The 1780-nt window shown below is 65.1% G+C and carries 1 protein-coding gene; it reads right to left on the reverse strand.

Going from position 1 to position 1780, the window contains the following annotated elements; translation table 11 throughout:
* On the reverse strand, positions 1 to 1458 hold a 1458-nt coding region (locus ENZ74_RS30995), incomplete at its 3' end, for an ABC transporter ATP-binding protein (RefSeq protein WP_164761354.1).
* Between the last annotated feature and the right edge of the window lie 322 nt (positions 1459 to 1780).

The following is a 1780-nucleotide window of genomic DNA, read 5'->3' on the forward strand; positions in this document are numbered from 1 at the left end:
ATCGGCGCTGTCGAGCGTGCCGACAATGCGGCCCTCATACATCACCGCGATGCGATCGCAGAGCACCAGCAGCTCTTCCAGATCCTCGCCGATGACGATGATGCCGCAGCCCTTGGCCCGCATGTCGAGGAACTTTTCGTGGATGAAACGCGCCGCGCCGATATCGAGCCCGCGCGTCGGTTGCGAGACGATCAGAACCTTCGGGTCGAAGGCCAGTTCGCGTGCCAAGAGCGCCTTCTGCAGATTGCCGCCGGACAGCGCTCCCGCGCGGGTCATCGGCCCGGGGCACCTTATATCATAGGCCTTGATCTGCTCTTCCGCGAAGGCGCGGATCGTATCCGGCTTGAGCAGGCCCTTGCTGCTGAACGCGGCGGTGCCGATGCGCGGCAACACCATCGAATCCGCGAGCGGCAGGTTGGTAACCAGCCCCGTCGTCATACGGTCTTCCGGGATGCGGCCAAGACCGAGCGCCTGCACTTCGCGCGGCGAAAAGCGTGAGACTTTCTGGCCGGCGATCGTCATCCGGCCGGCGTCAGGTACGCGCACGCCGGAGATGACCTCCGCCAGCGCGCGCTGGCCATTGCCCGACACGCCGGCAATGCCGAGGATCTCGCCTGCACGCACGGCAAGCGACACGTCGCGCAGCGCCGTACCCGAATGACGCGAGGTGGAAATGCCGTCGAGGGTCAGCACCGCAGCACCGGGCGTCGACTGTCCCCGCGCCGGCGGCACGATCTCATGGCCGCACATCAGTTGCGCCATTGCGGACGATGTCGTGTTGGCGGGATCGTCGACGCGGCCGGCGACGCGCCCATGCCGCAGCACTGTGCAGCGATGCGTCAGTGCCCGCACCTCGTTGAGCTTGTGCGAAATGAAAATGATGCCGAGCCCTTGCGCCGCCATCGACCGCAACGCCGAAAACAGCCCGTCGACCTCGCTCGGCGCCAGCACCGCCGTCGGCTCGTCGAGGATCAAGAGCCTGGCGCCGCGAAACAGTGCCTTGACGATTTCGAGCCGCTGCTGCTCGCCGACCGACAGCGCCGAGACCGGAAGATCGGGATCAAGCGTCAGCCCATGCTGGCGGCCGATCTCGGCCAGCCGCGCCAGCCCGCCGGCGCGGTCGATCCGCCCTGTCTTGCCGGGAATGCCTATCAGCAGGTTCTCCAGCACCGTCAGCCTTGGCGCCAGATGAAAATGCTGGTGCACCATGCCGATGCCGGCGGCTAGCGCATCGGCGGAACTTGTGATCCGCACCGGCCTGCCCTGGATGAGAATCTCGCCGGCGTCGGGCGCATAGGCGCCGAACAGCACGTTCATCAGCGTCGTCTTGCCGGCGCCGTTCTCGCCCAGCAGCCCGAGGATCTCGCCCGGCGCGACGCTAAGGTCGACAGCCTCGTTCGCCTTGACGGCGCCGAAGTGTTTGGTGATGCCGCGCATTTCGATGAGGGGGGCGGACAAGGGGGCTCCTGAACGTACGGGCTTTGCGATTCAGCTTTGATTGAGAGGAATGCGCTGCACCCCCCTCTGGCCTGCCGGCCATCTCCCCCTCAAGGGGGAGATTGGATGTCATATCGGCTTTCGCCAATTTTCTTGAAAGAACAGCGCGTCGCCGAAACTGCTAATCTCCCCCCTTGAGGGGAGATGTCCGGCAGGGCAGAGGGGGGCGCCTAGCGCCAGCCCCTCAAACCAGAACTCAATCCGAAACCGGCGTGTTCTCGTCCACGTCGACGCGGAAATTGCCTTCGAGTATCTCGGCTTTCTTCTTTTCGACCAGCTCCTT

It is taken from the genome of Mesorhizobium sp. M7A.F.Ca.CA.002.15.2.1 (genome assembly GCF_003998715.1).
Taxonomy (GTDB): Bacteria; Pseudomonadota; Alphaproteobacteria; order Rhizobiales; family Rhizobiaceae; genus Mesorhizobium; species Mesorhizobium ciceri.